Below are 15,001 nucleotides of genomic sequence, written 5' to 3' on the forward strand. Positions count from 1 at the left end.
GGGTAAAATGGCGATAATAGTGGCTGCCGAAAATAATAACGATAGGTGGCACCGTGGCGACAGTAAGCCTGACCAATTCTCAACCCGACATAGCCCGGCCGATGGCGGTGTCGTTTCGTTTTCTGCTGAGTTTATACGCCATCGTACCGTTGAGTTTGGTGCTGGTTTGGTTGGACAGCAACGGATTCGACCACGCCTTGCGCGAAGCCTTGCCGACCAGTCCCAGCCACTTCCTGTTGTTCCAGGTCTTGTTCGGCACGCCGCATATCGTCGCCAGCAATCTACTGCTGGCCAGCCACACCGATTATCTGGCGGCTTACAAAAGCAAATTGATCGGCATGACCGTATTTATCGCGCTGTTTTTCGGTGTCGGCAGCCTGTTTATTCCGTACCGGGTGTTGTATTTGATCAGCGCTTGCTGGACGGTTTACCACGTGTTGAAACAGCAGCACGGCGTCGCCAAGGCCGTGTGCCGTTTGCCGAACCGGGCGTTTTATCTGCAATTGTGGCTCAGCGTCAGCGCCGGGATCTTCACCTATATCGGCATCTTCATGCATAACAGCCTCGAGCCGGAACAAGCCGCCTGGGTGTTGCAGGCTGCAGTGTTGCTGACCGCGGCTTTGTGTATTTCCAGCTTGGTGTGCCAACGCTATGTGCAGAACCGGCTGGGCTGGTATTTTTTGTGGGCCAATACCTTGTTGGTGGTCGCCAGTTGTTACGTCTACAGCCAGCAGTATTATTTTTTGGCGATTTTGATGCCGCGCCTGGTGCACGACATCACCGCCTATAGTTTTTACGTGACTCACGACGTCAATCGCCATGGCAGTCGCCCGGAAAACGCACTGTTCCGGTTGGCCGCAAACTGTCGGATTCCGGCGGCGGTGGTATTGCCGCTGTTATCGTTTTTGTTGACTTACCTGTTGCAGGCCTACGGCGACGACTTGGTGAACTTATTGTTGCAAACGCTGTTCGCGACCCAGGTCTACAAGGCGGTTACCTTGGGGTTGATCGGTTATCTGGCCTTAATGCACTACTACACCGAAGCCTTCGTTTGGACTGCCGGTTCGCCGTTGCGGCGTTACATTCGTTTCAGCGGTGTCTAGCTCGTTGCCGAGAATCTGGCGGAACGGCGGCCAAACACCGATCGCCTTGAGATATTTAGCTTCATAGCGCGGGATGAACTGATCGAAGGCGCGCTAGGCGTTTGCTTTGTTGTAGACCTGCTGCATTCGTACAGCGACTGTTTCGTCGGGGGTGTTGTGTCCGCTTCATGCACCGGGTAATCGAAAACCCGATTCATCCTTCCGCCGGTCCGGAGGCGGATTTTTGAAATCCCAACTGTTTTAAGGGAGCCTCTAAAAATTATCCGTTCGTGCTTCGACAAACTCGGCACGAACGGATAATGCTCTGATTTATAAAGGCTGCCGTTCGCACTGAGTTAATCGAAGTGCAATTTTTAGAGGTTTCCTTAAGTGCAACCGTTAGCCTGCTAACGGTTAGCTTGATCGATTACCGGTTTGCGAAAGCGTAAGGTCATGCGGTCGCTTTCGCCGATGGCGGCGTATTTCGCCCGGTTTTTCGCGCCGAGGCTGAAGCTTGGCGGCAAATTCCAGACCCCACTTTCATGGTCTTTCGTATCTGCCGGATTGGCGTTGATTTCGCTGGCGGCTTCCAACATAAATCCGGCTTGTTCGGCCCAGGCAATCACTTGGCTTTGCGTGGTGTAACCGGCGCTGCCACCGTTGGCTGCACCGGCATTAGCCCGATGTTCGACGAGGCCCAGAACGCCGCCGGGCTTCAACACGTCGAAAAAGCCGCGAAACATCGGTTCTGAGGTGCCGTTTTCCCGCCAATTATGCACGTTGCGAAAGGTCAGCACTCTGTCGGCCGAGCCGGGCTGGCCGAATATGGGTTTGCCTTCGTCGAAGCGGCGGAGTTCCGGTCTGCCGTAAATTCGGGGTAAACGCGCCAGTTTGATTTTCAGAGTTTGGATTTGCCGCTGGTAATAGTGCCGTGAGCTTGGGTTGACGGCACTATCCGGTTCGATCACGGCGGCGATGTAATGGCCGTTGTCCCGTAGCAAAGGCGCCAGGATTTCGGTGTACCAACCGCTGCCGGGGATGATTTCAATCACGGTCTGGTTGGGACTCACCTCGAAAAAGCTTAAAGTCTGCGCCGGATGCCGCCAAATGTCGCGGGCGACATTGGCGGGCTCGCGCCAGTGGCCGGCAATGGCGGCTTCCAACGGGGATTTTGCCGGCGGGGGATTTTCGGTGGGCGGAGTGCATGTCACCAAAGCAGTGACAAAGAATAACGTATGAGCGATTCTAGCCATGGATTTCAAACGTTATTTCTGGGATGAAAAGGGCCGATGCGGCGGAAGCTTGACTAACTATAACCTGGTCGGCATCACCAGCAAAACAGGGAAAGCGATGGCCGGGCCGGAGTTTTAGAGTAATCGGCCGTGTCAATGAAAATCCCGCGACCGACTGGCCAAGTCGCCGATCCAATCGCTCCAGTCTTCCAACTTGCCGGCAATCAAATGTAATACGCCGTCTTCCTGCTGGATCGTGCCGGTCACCGACAGCAGGCGGGCTTTGAGTAAGGGTTTGCGCTGGGCCATTGCCGTCGCCGGCCAAACCACCAGATTGACTTGGCCGGTCTCGTCTTCCAGGGTTACGAACGTCACGCCGGACGCGGTCATCGGCCGTTGTCGGCAGATCACCAGGCCGGCGACCTGGGCGATGCTGCCGTTGCGGCGTTGCCATAGTGACGCCGCCGTCGTTACGCCCCGGCGGCGCAAGCGGGCCCGCAACAAGGCTAGCGGATGGCTGCGTAATGTCAGCCGGGTGCTGGCGTAATCGGCGGTGACGTCCTGGCCGAGGCTGGGCGGTTTCAATAGCGGCGTGGCTTCGGCAATGGCCGGTACGCCAAATACCGAGGTTGGCGGTTCGATGCCGCCGGCCGCCCAAAAGGCTTGGTGGCGGTTGCCGGCCAGGGCCTGCAAGGCATCGGCGGCAGCCAGAAATTCCAAATCCTGCCGCTTGAGGCCGGCGCGCGCCGCGAGATCGGCGACGTTGGCAAACCGGCCGTGCAGCCGGGCCTGGACGATGGCACTTGCTGCATCTGGCGCCAGGCCTTTGACCTGGTTAAAGCCCAGCCGCAAGGCCGGCGCCACATCGGGTGCAAATTCCAAGTTACATTCAAACACACTGGTCTGCACGTCTATCGGCCGTACCTCGACGCCGTGGCGCCGGGCGTCCTGCACCAGTTGCGACGGGCCGTAAAAGCCCATCGGCTGGCTGTTCAGTAGTGCGCAACAAAACGCCGCCGGATGGTGGCATTTCAACCAGGCCGAGACATAAGCCAGCAAGGCAAAGCTGGCGGAATGCGATTCCGGGAAGCCGTAGTCGCCGAAACCTTTGATTTGCTGGAATATGCGCTGGGCAAATTCGGCGCTGTAGCCGCGTGCGCGCATGCCTTCCAACAGTTTGCGCTCAAATGGCTCCAAGCCGCCCTTGCGTTTCCAGGCCGCCATCGCCCGCCGCAACTGGTCGGCTTCGTCGGCGCTAAAGCCGGCTGCCACCATGGATAGTTGCATCACTTGTTCCTGAAAAATCGGGATACCCAGGGTACGTTCCAGCACCGCTTTCACTTCCGGACTGGGATAAACGACCGGTTCCAGCCCCTGGCGGCGGGCCAGATAGGGATGCACCATTTCGCCCTGAATCGGCCCGGGCCGGACGATGGCGATTTCGATGACCAGATCGTAAAAATTCGCCGGTTGCAAACGCGGCAGCATCGTCATTTGCGCGCGCGACTCGATTTGGAATACGCCGATGCTGTCGGCTTGTTGCAGCATGCGGTAAACCGCCGGGTCTTCGGCCGGGATGTCGGCCAAGGTCCAGGCTGCGCCGGTTTGCGAACCGGGCGGACGACTATAGTGGTCCAGATAACTCAGGGCACGGCGGATCGCGCTGAGCATGCCCAGCGCCAGAATGTCGACTTTCAGCAGCCCCATCGCTTCCAGGTCGTCCTTTTCCCACTGAATCACGGTGCGGTCGGCCATGCTGGCGTTTTCCACCGGCACCAGCCGCGACAGGTCGTCGCGAGCGATGACGAAGCCGCCGACGTGTTGCGACAAATGCCGCGGAAAGCCTTTGATTTGTTCGACCAGGGCAACCAAACGTTGCACGGTCGGGCTGGTGGGATCGAAGCCGCATTCTTGCAACGCTTCCGGCATCAATTTATAGCCGTCCCAGCGGTCCACCGAGCCGGCCAGGCGTTCGATCTGCGCCACATTCAAACCCAGAGCCTTGCCGACGTCGCGCACCGCGCTACGGGAGCGGTAGGTGATCACCGTCGCTGCCAGCGCCGCGCGGTGGCGGCCGTATTTTTGGTAGATGTATTGAATGACTTGCTCGCGGCGCTCGTGTTCGAAATCGACGTCGATATCCGGCGGCTCGTTGCGCTCCCGCGACAGAAAGCGCTCGAATAACAGATTCATCCGGCTAGGGTCGACCTCGGTAATCCCCAGGCAAAAACATACCGCCGAATTGGCGGCCGAACCGCGGCCCTGGCAGAGGATGCCTTGCTCGCGGGCGAAGCGGACGATGTCGTGTACGGTCAGAAAATAGGGCTCGTAGGCCAAATCGGCGATCAACGCCAATTCGTGTTCGATTTGCTGGCGGACTTTGTAGGGTTCGCCAGTCGGCCAACGTTTGCGAATCCCTGTCTCGGTCAAATGTCGCAGCCAGGTTGTCGGCGTATAACCGTTAGGTACCAGTTCGCGCGGATATTCGTAGCGCAATTCGGCCAGCGAGAACTTGCAACGTGCGGCGATTGCCAGCGATTGTTGCAGCCATTCCTCCGGATAAAGTTGGGCCAGTCGCGGTAAAGAGCGCAGATGGCGTTCGCCGTTGGCGAACAAGGTGTAACCCAAGTCCGGCAGCGGCCGGCCGAGGCGGATCGCGGTCAAAGTGTCCTGTAACGCTTGCTGCGAGCGGCGATGCATATGCACGTCGTTGCAAGCCACGACCGGGATGCCGACGTTGTCCGCCAATTGCCGGCATTCGGCCAGCCAGACCTCATCGTTGCCGGTCAGGAAACGGCCGGCGCCCAGCCATAGGTCGCTGCCGAACAACTGTTTCAGCCAAGCGCCGTCGGCCGCCGGAGAACCGGTGCCGGGCAGCCAGATCGCCAGACAACCATGTGGTAAATGAGCAGCGAGATCGGCCCGGCTCAAGCGATAGCGGCCTTTGTCGGCCTGGCGCCGGGCCAGCGTAATTAAAGCCGACAGGTTGCCGTAGCTGTCACGGTCGGTGGCGAGCAGCAATAGCTTCAAGCCGTCGTCCAGACGGAATTCGCTGCCGACGATCAACTGGATGTTGTGTTTGAGTGCGGCCAGATGGGCGCGCACTACGCCGGCCAGCGAGCATTCGTCGGTCAGTGCCAATGCTTGGTAGCCCAGCGCGGCGGCGGTTGCGACCAGTTCTTCCGGATGCGAGGCGCCACGCAGAAAACTGAAATTAGATAAACAATGCAGTTCGGCGAAGCCGATGGCCGCCGCGTTGCCGTCAGCCGAACAAACCATGCAGATACCAGTCCCGGTTGCCGGAGAGTTCGCGGAACAGCCATAGTTTGCGGCCCAGACGGTCCTGGCCGATAAAGTAGTCGCGGCGTAGCGCTTGATTGTCCCACCAGCCGGATTCGATGCGTTCGGCCGCCGACAGTAGCGTGAAACTGTCGGCGGATAACGGTTCGGGCGCGTCAAGCAGCCAAAGCGGGCGGGGCGAGGCCACGGTCAGCATTGCCGCTTGGGTTGTATCGTGATGGTGCGCGCGTTCTGGCCGGTGGTCGGCGGCGACGCCGAAACGGCGCAAGGCGCGATGGCCGAGCCGGTTCTGCACTTGGTCCAGCATCGCTTGCCAGTCGCTGTTGGCTTCCGTGGTCGGCTCTTCAGCGAACAGCGAACTGATGGCCGGCTGAAATGGGGCGATTTCGCTACAGAGTAGCTCGACGCCGAGGACCGGCGCCGGTAGCGGGCTGCGTTCCAGTTTTTCCCGCAGCAAGGCCAGACAATGGCCGGCATCGCGGTTGCCGTGGCGAAAACGTAATTCCAGCCGGGTCGACGGCCGGCGGTGGTGGTGCAGGTCTAGCGCTACCGCCAGCGCCATCGCGTCGCGCTGCCTCAGGAAGTCCGCCCACGATTCGGCCAATTGTGCGACGGCCGGGAAAAAATGTTCCAGCCGGGTCAAACCGATCGGCAATTCCCGGCGAGCGGCAAAGGCCGGTGGGCTGTGAAAGGTGTTGAGAGCAGTGGGTTGCAGACCGAGCAAACTATCCAGGCGTTGCAATAAACCGTTGCCGTAACGCCGCGCCAGGCCGTCGCGCGGTAAGCGCCACAAGTCGACCAAGCGGCGGATGCCGACATTGCCCAGGCGGGCCAAGGTTTTGCCATCCAATGCCAAGGCTGCGATCGGTAACGGACCCAGAGCAGAACGCAGCTGGGCGGGCTCGGCGATTTGAGTTTCCAAACCCAGGCCGGCCAACAATTCCGCAGCGGCGGCGGTTGGAGCAATCGCTATGGCTGGGGTGTGGCCGGCAGCCAGACAAGCCTCGCGTAGTTGTTGCCTGAAACGGTCGGCGCCGCCGAACAAAGTTAGACAACTGCCGATTTCGAGTAGCAGGCAATCGGGCCGGTCCAGGCTGACCCATGGGCTGAAATGTAAGCCGATTTCGGCCAGTCGTTTGAGAGCCGCCTTTTCGGCCGCCGGGTCACGCGGCAGCAGAGTCAGTGCCGGACATAAGGCTTGGGCGGCGTTTTGGGTCATACCCGGTTCCACGCCGGTCTGGCGCGCTGCCGCCGAAACGGCGTAAAGGCCAGGCCGGCCGTTGAGGGTGGCAATGGCGGCGATCGCTTGCGTGGTATCGATTTTGAGTGCTTCCAAAGCCAATGCCGGAAAATGCGCGCACAGCCAGAGCTTGGCGGGCGTAGCCGGGGCTTTGGCAATAGATGTCGGCGGCGGTAGCGATTGCGGCGAGTGGGCGAGAGCGGTGGCGGCCATTGGCGGTTCAAAACCTTATGGTCAGCCTGCTGCGGCGCAAACTGCCGCGGGCCTTGATGATGTTTAAATTCAGACCGGGTTTGCTTGGGCATACGCCGATGCGCAAGGCTGCGCCGGGGTAGCTTTGGCCGGGCAGCACGAACAGGACGGCCAAGGCCGATCCGGTTTCCGCAGCCAATTGCAGCCGGCGGATTTGCCGGTTGTCGAGCCGGCGCGGCCACAGCAGCACCATGCCGCAGCCGCCGCTACGCAGCAGTTTTTCCGCACTCCATGGTATATCGTCCTCGGTATCGACGTTGACGGCCAGTAGTTGCGGCAAGGCCAAGCCAGCCTGGAGTAGTCCCGGTGCATAAGGTTGATAGGGCGGCGCAATCCAGACGATGTGGCGCCCGGCCCGACTCAAGTCGGCCATCGCCGGCAACAGCAGGCGCAATTCGCCGCAGCCCACGGCAGGGATGGCGATTTCCGCTAGCGTACCCAGCGGCCAACCGCCGCCGGGTAATACCGTATCCAGTTCCGGAAAACCGCTGCCGACCACGGGCCAGGCGGCGTGGTCGCTGTGCAGGCCGCGCCAGATCCCGGCCCGGCTACGCAGCAAATCTTCCAAGGCCTGATTCATAATGGTTCCCGGCGAATCACGCCGACTACGATACCCTCGATGGCTAATGCCTCCTGGCGTAAATCGATGCGGATGGTTTTGAAATCCGGATTGGCCGGTTCCAGATAAGCGATGTCGCCCTCCAGCCGCAGCCGTTTCACGGTAGCTTCGTCGCCGATCCGCGCCACCACCAGCTGCCCGCTGCGCGCGTCGGGCCGGCGTTGCACGGCCAGCAAATCGCCGTCCAGGATGCCGGCATCGCGCATGCTCAGGCCGTGTACGCGCAGTAAATAATCGGCCCGCTGCTGGAATAATTCGGGGCCGAGCTGGCAATAGCCTTCGATATGTTGTTCAGCCAGGATCGGCTGGCCGGCCGCGACCCGGCCGATCAGCGGTAAGCCTGGATCGGTGCCGGGTCTAAGCAAGCGAATGCCACGCGAGGCGCCCGGCGTCAGTTGAATCGCACCTTTCTTGGCCAGTGCTTGCAAGTGGCCGCGAATAGCGTTGCCGGAACCCATGCCGAAAGCCGCAGCAATTTCGGCGATGGTCGGCGGAAAGCCTTCCCGAACCAGGGTTTGCTCGATGAAGTCCAGAATTTGCTGCTGGCGATGGGTGAGGGATTTCATGCTGTTTTTATAAATACTGTTTTTATAAGCAGTATATTTAGATTGGGGGAAGGATTCAAGGAAAACCCAAGCCAGCATGGCGCGGCCGCCAAGTAGGTTCATTAGAGTGGATGATCTTTTAAATCAATCGCTTATAAATATGGCGCCGGTTGGGTGCTTGTATAGTTTGGCATTTAGTGTAGTTTTTAGGCGTCGATCATTTTATAAACCCGCGCTAACCCAGGACAAAAGCCCGAATTTATGCTTTTCAACTCCTACACCTTCATCCTGGCTTTTTTGCCAATAACATTAGGCCTGTTTTTTTTCTTGGGCCGTTATGCCGGCCGGAGAGTGGCGATTAGCTGGCTGGTTGCCGCCTCGCTGTTTTTTTATGGCTGGTGGAATCCGGCTTACCTGGGCCTGATTATCGCGTCGATCTTTTTCAATTATGCCATCGGCACGCTGCTGGGCGACGAACGTCGCGCTCTATCTACCCGGCAGCGAATCTTTGCCCTGGCCGTCTCGGCCAATCTGGGGGTACTGGGTTATTACAAATACGCCAATTTTTTTCTGGAAAACCTCAATGCGGCCCTGGGTACCGGCTACGCGCACGCCGAAATCATTTTGCCGCTGGGTATTTCATTTTTTACCTTCACGCAGATTGCCTTTTTGGTCGACGCCTATCGCGGTGAGGTGAGGGAATACAATTTTCTGCACTATGCGCTGTTCGTGACCTACTTCCCGCACCTGATTGCCGGCCCGGTCTTGCATCACCGGGAAATGATGCCCCAGTTTGGCAGACCCAGCATATTTCGCTTCGATTCGCTGAATTTTGCCGCCGGCCTGAGTTATTTTGTCCTGGGCTTATTCAAAAAGGTTGTGATCGCCGACAGTCTCGCCGGTTTGGGTGCGCCGATATTTGCCGCTGCGGCCAAAGGCCAGCAATTGATGCATTTAGATGCCTGGGGCGGGGCTTTGTCTTATACCTTTCAACTCTATTTCGATTTTTCGGGCTATTCGGATATGGCCATCGGCTTGGCGTTGATGATGGGGGTGCGGCTGCCGTTGAATTTCAATTCACCGTATAAAGCCGTCAATATCATCGAATTCTGGCGGCGTTGGCATATGACGCTGTCGCGCTTTTTACGCGACTATCTGTACATTGCGCTCGGCGGAAACAAAAAGGGTCCGCTTCGCCGCTACGCCAACCTGTTGATTACCATGTTACTTGGCGGATTGTGGCATGGCGCCGGCTGGACTTTTATCATCTGGGGGGCTCTGCACGGCTGCTACCTGATCGTCAATCACGGTTGGCACGCCGTGCGCCGTTCTCTGGGGCACGATCTGGCATCGTCAAGCCGATTGGGTCGGCTATCGGGCAATTTGCTGACATTTCTGGCTGTGGTCGTCGGCTGGGTGTATTTCCGCGCTAACGATGTCGATACCGCGCATCGGATTTTAGCCAGCATGCTAGCGTTGCCGCAGCTTCAGTTGTCGCCGTTTTACTCGGCCGTGGTGCAACAGTCGGCGTTGGGAGCCTGGGTGGCCGTTACCGGTGTTAGCGTCAGTGCGGAAGCCATTTTGCTGGCGGTATTATCGGTTGCTGTGAGCATTACTTTTCTCGCACCGAATACCCAGCAAATCATGGGGCGTTTTTATTTAGCGCCGCGCGGAGCCGAGGAGTCGGCTGTTTTAATCGATAACGGGATCTGGTCGCCAAACCTGTGCTGGGCCGGTCTGATCGGTTTGGCCGCGGTTTGGGCCTTACTGGGCCTGACCCAAATCAGCGAATTTTTGTATTTTCAGTTTTAACCGATGACTATCACGAAACAAGCGAACAAGTATCTGTTGTGCTGGGCGAGTTGCGTCTTGGGAACCCTGGCGCTGATTGCTTTGTTGAATGGGTTTGTTGATCCGTTCAGTATCTTCGGAGCGCCTTCAATTGCCGGCGTCAACGCCAATAAACCCAATTTTGTAGGTCATCTCCGGCTCACGCATGCCTACCGGGTCGAAAAACGGGAACCGGAATGCACGATTTTCGGTACTTCGCGCGCCGGACGGGGATTGTCGCCAGACCAACCTGCGCTGGCCGCTTTGGGCTGTTACAACATGGCAGTGCCGTCGATGAGCATGTATGAGATCAGGCGCTATTTTCAACATGTTCAAGCGATCAAGCCGCAGAAATTGGCGATTTTGTCTCTGGATTTAAGGGTATTTCACCCGGAGCCGGATACCAGTGGCGCTTTTTCCGAATCACGTTTAGCGGTAACAGCCGATGGCCAACGGCAATTCAATTTATTTTCGGCCAAACTACCCGATGTAGCGTCATCGCTGCTTTCGGTATCCGGGTTACAAGCCAGTTTGAGTACGGTTCGCAAGCAGTCCTGGGGCAAAGACACCTTGGCCGCCAATGGCTTCTGGCAACCGTTGACCGATGACTTCGACCATATCAAAACATTCCGTTATTACACCCGTAACTACGTTCAGCAATTTAAAGAAATGCGGCAGAACGAGGCGGGGTTCCGAAAAAGTCTCGACGATTTCCGTCGCCTGTTGCGAGACGCCTATGCCGCCGGCGTTGAGATGAAACTCTTGATTCATCCTGCACACGCCTGGTATTGGCAGACGCTTTGGTTGTCGGATTTATGGCCGCGTTTTGAGGTACTGCAACGAGAGATTGTGGCGATTAACGCCGATGAGGCCTTACGTGCCGGGCATCAGGCTTATCCGATTTGGGACTTCAGCGGCAGTTACGGGCCGACCTTGGAACAAGTGCCCACTCAGCAAGGCCAGCGCATGCATTGGTTTTGGGAGCCGGCGCATTACAAACAAACTTTGGGTTATTGGTTGCTGGATAGATTGCTGGGCTCGCAGCCAGGTACTGCCGGATTCAACGACTTCGGTGTCCGCTTGGATATCGTCGACATCGAAGCGTATCAAGCTAAATTACGCGGTTTGCAAGTATCTTACGCAGCCCATTATCCCGACGATGCAGCGCTGATCCAAGCCATCGTTAACGAAGCCATCGCGGACAGCAAGTCAGTGGCACTTACCCCTAATTTTTAACGGGCATGAAGCCAAGATCGATTTTACTGCTAGCCCTAGTTGTCGCCTGTTCCTATCTGACAGGTGCAAAAACCTATCCGCTGGTTTACCAATGGCTGCATGCATCCGGTACCGAGGCTCCGTTCAAATGGCCGGATGGCTTTGAGGTCCGAAACATCCAGAGTAGCGTTGATGGCAGCATGCAAAACGCTTACTTTTACGCGGTTCCACCGACAACTGGCAAGCGGCCATTGTTGGTCAGCCTGCATTTTTGGGCGGGCAACTACGCCACCCCCGATGCCTTGGCTGCCTTAGCCAAGCGGAATAACTGGAACTACATTCATCCCGACTTCCGCGGACCGGCGGTTGCTACCGACAATTGTCTGAGTGACAAGGTGATCGCCGATTTGGAAGATGCCATCAGTTTTGCGCAAGCCAATGGCAACGTCGATAATCACAACATCTTTGTAGTCGGTTTTTCGGGGGGCGCCTATACCGCCTTGGGGTGGTACGCCAAAACCCGCCATCCGGTCAAAGCCTGGTTGGCCTGGGCACCAATCAGCGATTTGGCGGCATGGCAACTGGAAACCTTGCGCAACGGCAAAGCCGACCTGAGTGAATACGTGTTGGGCTGTACCGGCAGTGGTGCTGAAATCAATACCGAGTCGGCCAGGGCGCGCTCGCCGTTATACTGGCCGCTACCCGACAGCCCTCGCGGGCGTCTCGAGCTGTATGCCGGGATTAAGGATGGCCATAAGGGGACAGTGCCCATTGCCCATTCGCTTGCCTACTTTAATCATCTGGTGGAAGGGTATGCTAAACCGGAGGCCAGTGTCGAATCGTCTGTAGCAATGCGTTTGTTGACGCAAGGCGAGCCGGCAACTGCAAATCGTATCGGCGACAGAGCCGTTTTTTTTCAGAGAGACGTCGGGTTTGCATCCTTGACCGTCTACGACGGCGGTCATGAATTACTGGCCGAATATTGTTTCGATCGGCTGCTGGATCTTTCAAAATGAAATATTTAGTGGCCAAAAATCTGCTGCAGAGAAGCCTTGGCATGCTCGAAAGACATGAAGCAGCAAGAGTTATTGCTAATCTTCCGGCTCCAATACTCGATACAACATTTCCTTGACGGTCTGTGGATTGAAGGGTTTGTCGCAGATGCCGGATACGCCGGCTTTATGGACGTTGGCGAGCCGGGTTTGGTTGTCTTCGCTGGTAACCATCAGGATCGGGATGATCGAGTTGCCCAAATCCTGGCGGATGGCACGGATCAATTGCTGGCCGTCCATGACTGGCATGTTGTAGTCCGTGACGATCAAATCGAAGCCGTTTTGGTCGAGGCTGAACAAATCCAACCCTTCCTTGCCGTCCTGGGCTTCGGTGATTTTCTCGATTCCCATGTTGTTCAGCACCCGGCCGATATGCTTGCGGGCCAGTTTGCTATCGTCCACCACCAGCACCCGTACGTTCTCGATATCGTAATGTTCCAGACTGATTTCTTGCGGATCGATGAATTCGATCGTCGAGCGTAACGCATGTTTCAAATCCTCGTGGGCGAAGGGCTTAGGCAGTATCGCCACAACGCCGGCCTGGCGGATGCTATCCAGCACTTCGAAGCTGGACTCGCTGGAAATGAGCATGAACGGGATGTGGCTAAGCACTTCGTCTTCTCTGAGTTGTTCGATCAATGCGGTCGCCATCATATCCGGCAGATACAGGCTGCTGATGATCAAATCCGGCCGGTGGCTGTGTAAACTCTCCAATGCCGCCGCACCGCTCGATACGCCTTCGATATTGGCGATGCCTTCGCCGCGAAGGTGTTGCAGGATGACTTTGAGTTGTGTCGGTGACGGTTCTATCAGCAGAATCGACAGGTCGGCAATATGGATGGCATGCATAGTATGTCGCTCAGTTTCATACCGGCGGTGGCGGCCGCGGGCAAAAAAATGACCCGATCGGTGCCGGCAATATTAAAATTATCTGTTGCTCCGCCTGATCTCAGGCGAAATTCACGACTCAGGATAGACCTAAACCCTCATGATTCAAGAAACCCTGATAACCACTGCCAATGCACAAGGCGAGGTTCACATCGCACCGATGGGCGTGCATGTTGACGGCGATTGGCGGATTATCCTGCCGTTTCGGCCGTCCGCGACGCTGGAAAACCTGTTGCTAAGCCGCACCGCAGTCGTCAATTTTTGCGATGACGTCCGGATTTTTGCCGGTTGCCTGACCGGGCGCCGGGACTGGCCGTTGCGGCCGGCCGAGCGAGTCGCCGGATTTTATCTGGCCGACACTTTGGCTCATGCCGAATTGCAGTTAGTGCGGATCGAGGAGGATGAACTGCGGCCCAAATTATTTTGTAAGGTGGTTCACACGGTCAACCACCGCCCGTTCCAAGGGTTCAACCGGGCTCAATTCTCGGTATTGGAAGCGGCGATTCTGGTCAGCCGGCTCGACATGTTGCCTGCGGAGAAAATTCAGGCCGAGTTGGATTATTTGCGGATCGGCATGGAAAAAACCGCAGGCGACAATGAACGGCAGGCCTGGGCCTGGCTGATGGATGCCATCGAACGCCATCGCTGCGGAGGCCTAGAATGACCGGGTTGTTGGCTAGCGTAAATAGTTTGACGGAGGCATTGCAGGTGCAACGTGCAGCGGTCGATATCATCGACTTGAAACAACCTGCGCAAGGCGCGTTGGGAGCCTTGCCCATCGCTAGCGTGGCCGAAATCGTTGCTGCATTACCCGACTCGGCCCGGATCAGTGCGACGGTTGGCGATCTGCCAATGTTGCCCGAACGGCTGTTGCCGGCGGTTCGGGATATGGCTGCCACTGGAGTCGATTATGTCAAGATCGGGTTTTTCCCGGGCGGCGATTGGCCGGCGTGTCTCGACGCGCTGCAAGCCGCTGCCGGCCAGGGTATTGCGCTTATTGCGGTATTGTTTGCCGATACTCGGCCCGATTTCGGTGTAATTGCCGAATTGCGTCGTGCCGGTTTTCGCGGAGTGATGCTGGATACGATGGACAAGAGCCGCGGTTCTCTGACCGAGTGGATGGAGGCGTCTGAATTACGCTCTTTCGTTCTGGCGGCACGCGGGCAGGGCATGTTGACCGGTCTGGCCGGTTCGTTGCGTTGCGAGGATGTTCCCGCTTTGCTGGCGTTGGCCCCCGATTATCTTGGCTTCAGAGGCGCGTTGTGCCGCGAGCATAACCGGACTGCGCAGTTGGATCTGGACCGCATCCGCCACATTCGCGCCCAGTGGCCGGCACAGGTCGGCGGCACTGTCTGAGATCCGTTTCAATCGGCCGCATACACCGCCGCCGGGTTGATCGGGATTGCTGCTGCGCTGCGGCGTTTGCAGGGAGTGTGGTCGATGCCGGGCTGCCTGTTGCAATCGTAGAGGCGGTAGCGGTAACAGATCGCGCAACGGTTCAGCCGGCGCTGGTAGCGGGCGTAAGCCGTAATCAGCATTTGGTCCAGCCGCCGGTTTGGTTGGATTTCGCTGTGGCGCTTGATCAGCAACCGGGCGTAGAGCCGGCGGGCCTGATCGATCAAAGTATCGTTGTCCATGATGTTCGCCTGCCGGATGGAAGGGAAGGAATTGTCCGGGGCCGGCATAGCCAAATTTCCGAATGAAGGTGGCCCTTATAAAGCCGGTGCGGAATTCATTGTCCACTGT

The 15,001-nt window shown here is 57.6% G+C and carries 13 protein-coding genes; 6 read left to right on the top strand and 7 right to left on the bottom strand.

Annotation, left to right across the window (positions count from 1 at the left end; genetic code table 11):
• The first annotated feature begins 53 nt into the window (after positions 1 to 53).
• Entirely contained in the window at positions 54 to 1,103 is a 1,050-nt protein-coding gene (locus tag NP603_RS02070; protein ID WP_504137603.1) for a hypothetical protein, read from the top strand.
• A 386-nt stretch (positions 1,104 to 1,489) separates the two neighbouring features.
• Here the strand turns inward: NP603_RS02070 and NP603_RS02075 are convergent, their stop codons facing one another.
• The 5 genes from NP603_RS02075 to lexA form a co-directional block, all read right to left on the bottom strand.
• Positions 1,490 to 2,245, bottom strand: a complete 756-nt coding sequence (locus NP603_RS02075) for a class I SAM-dependent methyltransferase (protein WP_256609268.1) — start codon at positions 2,243 to 2,245, stop codon at positions 1,490 to 1,492.
• 222 nt (positions 2,246 to 2,467) lie between these two features.
• The gene (locus NP603_RS02080) at positions 2,468 to 5,593 is read right to left on the bottom strand and encodes an error-prone DNA polymerase (protein WP_305891297.1); all 3,126 of its coding nucleotides are present in this window, start codon (positions 5,591 to 5,593) and stop codon (positions 2,468 to 2,470) included.
• A complete protein-coding gene (locus NP603_RS02085; RefSeq protein WP_256609269.1) occupies positions 5,577 to 7,067 on the bottom strand; it encodes a Y-family DNA polymerase in 1,491 nt (496 codons plus the stop codon). Before NP603_RS02085 ends, NP603_RS02080 begins: the two co-directional genes overlap by 17 nt.
• Before the next feature lie 7 nt (positions 7,068 to 7,074).
• Positions 7,075 to 7,686 carry a translesion DNA synthesis-associated protein ImuA gene (imuA, locus tag NP603_RS02090; RefSeq protein ID WP_256609270.1) on the bottom strand — a complete coding sequence of 204 codons (612 nt, stop codon included), beginning with the start codon at positions 7,684 to 7,686 and terminating at the stop codon, positions 7,075 to 7,077.
• Positions 7,683 to 8,291 (bottom strand): transcriptional repressor LexA, encoded by a 609-nt coding sequence (gene lexA / locus NP603_RS02095; protein WP_256609271.1) that lies wholly within the window; start codon positions 8,289 to 8,291, stop codon positions 7,683 to 7,685. The genes imuA and lexA overlap by 4 nt, the downstream gene beginning before the upstream one ends.
• 240 nt (positions 8,292 to 8,531) lie before the next feature.
• Here lexA and NP603_RS02100 point away from each other — a divergent pair, with 240 nt between their 5' ends.
• The 3 genes from NP603_RS02100 to NP603_RS02110 are packed head-to-tail and all read left to right on the top strand — an operon-like array spanning position 8,532 to position 12,331.
• On the top strand, positions 8,532 to 10,082 hold the full coding sequence (locus NP603_RS02100; protein WP_256609272.1) for an MBOAT family O-acyltransferase: 1,551 nt from the start codon (positions 8,532 to 8,534) through the stop codon (positions 10,080 to 10,082).
• A gap of 3 nt (positions 10,083 to 10,085) precedes the next feature.
• A complete protein-coding gene (locus NP603_RS02105) occupies positions 10,086 to 11,336 on the top strand; it encodes a hypothetical protein (RefSeq protein ID WP_256609273.1) in 1,251 nt (416 codons plus the stop codon).
• Positions 11,337 to 11,341: 5 nt separating this feature from the next.
• Entirely contained in the window at positions 11,342 to 12,331 is a 990-nt protein-coding gene (locus NP603_RS02110) for an alpha/beta hydrolase family protein (protein ID WP_256609274.1), read from the top strand.
• A gap of 75 nt (positions 12,332 to 12,406) precedes the next feature.
• Here the strand turns inward: NP603_RS02110 and NP603_RS02115 are convergent, their stop codons facing one another.
• Positions 12,407 to 13,216, bottom strand: coding sequence for a response regulator (locus tag NP603_RS02115; RefSeq protein ID WP_256609275.1), 810 nt, complete (start codon positions 13,214 to 13,216; stop codon positions 12,407 to 12,409).
• Between the two features lie 139 nt (positions 13,217 to 13,355).
• Between NP603_RS02115 and NP603_RS02120 the strand changes: the two genes are divergently transcribed.
• The gene (locus NP603_RS02120; RefSeq protein ID WP_256609276.1) at positions 13,356 to 13,919 is read left to right on the top strand and encodes a DUF447 domain-containing protein; all 564 of its coding nucleotides are present in this window, start codon (positions 13,356 to 13,358) and stop codon (positions 13,917 to 13,919) included.
• Positions 13,916 to 14,611: a (5-formylfuran-3-yl)methyl phosphate synthase gene (locus NP603_RS02125; protein WP_256609277.1), complete on the top strand. Its 696-nt coding sequence runs from the start codon at positions 13,916 to 13,918 to the stop codon at positions 14,609 to 14,611. The genes NP603_RS02120 and NP603_RS02125 overlap by 4 nt, the downstream gene beginning before the upstream one ends.
• A gap of 8 nt (positions 14,612 to 14,619) precedes the next feature.
• Here NP603_RS02125 and NP603_RS02130 read toward each other — a convergent pair whose 3' ends face one another.
• Complete coding sequence (locus NP603_RS02130) at positions 14,620 to 14,892, bottom strand: hypothetical protein (RefSeq protein WP_256609278.1); 273 nt, start codon at positions 14,890 to 14,892, stop codon at positions 14,620 to 14,622.
• Positions 14,893 to 15,001 lie beyond the last annotated feature (109 nt).

Source organism: Methylomonas aurea, assembly GCF_024505045.1.
Classification (GTDB): Bacteria; Pseudomonadota; Gammaproteobacteria; order Methylococcales; family Methylomonadaceae; genus Methylomonas; species Methylomonas aurea.